General features: G+C 72.8%; 2 protein-coding genes. Both read right to left on the minus strand.

Annotated elements, in window-relative coordinates; genetic code table 11:
- Positions 1–91: 91 nt before the first annotated feature.
- Positions 92–2,074: a M13 family metallopeptidase gene (locus ACFU0Y_RS17700; RefSeq protein WP_380216202.1), complete on the minus strand. Its 1,983-nt coding sequence runs from the start codon at positions 2,072–2,074 to the stop codon at positions 92–94.
- A gap of 109 nt (positions 2,075–2,183) precedes the next feature.
- On the minus strand, positions 2,184–2,960 hold the full coding sequence (locus tag ACFU0Y_RS17705; protein ID WP_380216204.1) for an enoyl-CoA hydratase/isomerase family protein: 777 nt from the start codon (positions 2,958–2,960) through the stop codon (positions 2,184–2,186).
- Between the last annotated feature and the right edge of the window lie 116 nt (positions 2,961–3,076).

A 3,076-nucleotide genomic window follows, 5' to 3' on the forward strand; every position in this document is an offset into this window, starting at 1 on the left:
GGGCCCGGGGGAGCGACGGCCGCGCCGCCTCCGCCCGACGCGCCGGGCGCTCCCGGTGGGCGGGGCGCGCCCCGCCCACCGGGGATGCGGTCTACCAGATGCTGACGCGCTCCGCCTCGGGCAGCCACAGGGCGTCCGTCTCCTCGACGCCGAACGCCTCGTAGAAGGCGGGCACGTTGCGGACCACCTGGTTCGCCCGGAACTCGTTGGGGGAGTGCGGATCGGTGGCGATGCGGTGGCGCAGGGCCTCGTCCCGGGACTTCTGCTGCCACACGTAGGCCCAGGACAGGAAGAGCCGCTGCTCGGGGCTGTAGCCGTCGATCAGCTCGCCGGGGCCGAAGGCGCTGCCGCTCTCCCGGGACATCCGCCACGCCTTGTGGGCGATGGTGAGCCCGCCCAGGTCCCCGATGTTCTCGCCGAGGGTGAGCTCGCCGTTGACGTGCGTGCCCTCGTCCGCCAGCTGCTCGGGGACGAGCCGGTCGTACTGGCGCACCAGCTCCGCCGTGCGCTCCTCGAAGGCCTGCCGGTCGGCGTCGGTCCACCAGTTGCGCAGCCGGCCGTCGCCGTCGCAGGTCGAGCCCTTGTCGTCGAAGCCGTGGCCGATCTCGTGGCCGATCACGGAGCCGATGGCGCCGTAGTTCACGGCGTCGTCGGCGTCCGCGTCGAAGAACGGGGGCTGCAGGATCGCGGCCGGGAAGACGATCTCGTTGCGCAGGGGGTGGTAGTAGGCGTTGACCGTCTGCGGGGTCATCAGCCACTCGTGCTCCTCCACCGGGCGGCCCGCCTTGCGGACCAGCTCGGCGAGCCGGAACTCCGTGGTGCGGATCCGGTTGCCCACGAGGTCCTCGGGGTCGATCCGCAGGGACGAGTAGTCCTTCCACTGCTCCGGGTAGCCGATCTTCGGGGTGAACTGGGAGAGCTTCTTCAGCGCCTCCTGCCGGGTCTCCTCCGTCATCCAGTCCAGGCCCGTGATGGAGACGCGGTAGGCCTCCAGGAGGTTCGCCACGAGCTCGTCCATCCGCTCCTTGGCGGTGGGCGGGAAGTGCGCCGCGACGTAGAGCTCGCCCACGGCCTCGCCGAGGACCCCGTTGACGAGCTCGACCCCGCGCTTCCAGCGGTCCTTGAGCCGCGGGGTCCCCGAGAGCACGGTGCCGTAGAAGGCGAAGTCCTCCTCGACGAACGCGGCGGACAGGTAGGAGGCGCGCGCGGAGACCAGGTGCCAGCGGGCCCAGGACCGCCACGCCGGCAGCCGCTCCTCGGCGAGCAGCTCCTCGACGCCGGTGAAGAAGGACGGCTGGGCGTTGACCACGGTGCTCAGCGCCGCCACGGGCAGCTCCGCGCCCTCGGCCAGGAGCCGCCAGTCGAGGAACTCGGTGCCGGCGGCGAGCTGCTCGAAGCCCACGGGGTTGTACATCTTCGTGAGGTCGCGGACCGTGACCTTGTCCCAGTGGTGTGAGGCGATCCGCGTCTCGAGGTCCAGCACGGCGCGGGCCTGCTCCTCGGCGTCCTCGAACCCGGCCAGGGACAGCATGGTCCGCACGTGCTCGAGGTACTTCCCGCGGATCGCGGCGTGCTGGTCCTCCCGGTAGTACTCCTCGTCGGGCAGGCCCAGTCCGGACTGGCCCACGAAGACGAGCTGGCGCTCGGGGTCGCCCGGGTCGGCGTCGACGTCGACGTCGACGAGCCCTCCGATGCCCCGGCGGATCATCCGGCCCAGGTGACGCACCAGCCCGGGCACGTCCGTCACGGCGTCGACCTCCGCGAGGTCCGGGGCGAGGGGGGAGGAGCCGAGCGCCTCGATCCGCTCCTCGTCCATGAAGGACGCGTAGAGGTTCGCGATCTTGGACTCGACCGCCTCCGGGTCCCCCGCCCGGGCCCGGGTGATGAGCTCGCGCACGGCGGCCTCCGCCTGGTCCCGCAGCTCGATGAACGCGCCCACGGACGGCTTGTCGTCGGGGATCTCCGTGCGGCGCTGCCACGTGCCGTTGACGTGGCGGTAAAGGTCGTCCTGGGGGCGGACGGAGCGGTCGAAGCCGGAGAGGTCGAACACCGAAGAGGTCACCGTAGATGTCATGCCCACCACATTAACCGGCAGCCGGGGGAGCGGGCGGGCTGTTCCCCGACCGCTTAACCCCGACCGCTCAACCCTGTCGGCTCTCCCGGGGGCGGGCCGACCGGTCGGGTCAGTCCCGCGCCCCGGTGAACCGCGGCCGGCGCTTCTGCTGGAACGCGGCGAAGCCCTCGGCGTAGTCGGCGCTGCGGCACAGCTCGCCCTGCACCCGGTTCTCGTTCTCCACGGACTCCCACAGCCCCAGGCGCTCGTCGCGGATCTGGGCCACGAGCTCGCGGGAGGCGAGGAACGCACCGGTCGCGCCCTCGGCCGCGGCCGCCGCCTTGGCCCGGGTGAGCTCGAGCAGCTCCTCGGCGGGCACCGAGCGGCTGAACAGCCCGGAGCGCACGGCCTCCTCGCCGCTCATCAGCTCGGCCGTGTAGATGAGGTCCAAAGTCCGGTGGGCACCGAGCCGCTCGGTGAACAGGGCGTGCCCGCCCGAGTCGAGGGTCGCGCCCAGGTTTGCGAAGGGGGAGCCGATCTTGGCGCTGTCCGCCACGTAGACCACGTCCGTGGCGATGGCGAGACCGAGCCCCACGCCCAGGCACGGGCCCTGCACGGCGGCGAACGTCGGGGCGGGGAACCGGGTCATGGCGCGCAGCAGCGGGGTGACCTTCCCGGCCAGGTAGCCGTGGGCGTCGTCGGTCGCGGGGTCCACGGCGGAGATGTCCCGGCCGGCGCAGAAGCCGCGCCCCTCGCCGCGCAGGACGAGGGCCCGGACGCCGGCCTGCGCCGCCTCGGCGTAGGCGTCGCCCAGCTCGGCGAGGGCGGCCTCGTCCAGGGCGTTCATCTTCCCGGGCGCGTTCAGCACCACTTCGGCCACGGATCCGTCGATGGTCAGGTCGATCACTGCTGCTCCTCGGTGAGGTCGGGGACGGGGCGGAGAGGGAGGCGGGACACGTGCCGGGTCCCGGTGGAGAGCGGAACGCCCCGGGGCCCGGCACCGGGCAGGTGCCGGGCCCCGGG

The organism is Kocuria sp. NPDC057446 (genome assembly GCF_042802875.1).
Taxonomy (GTDB): Bacteria; Actinomycetota; Actinomycetes; order Actinomycetales; family Micrococcaceae; genus Kocuria.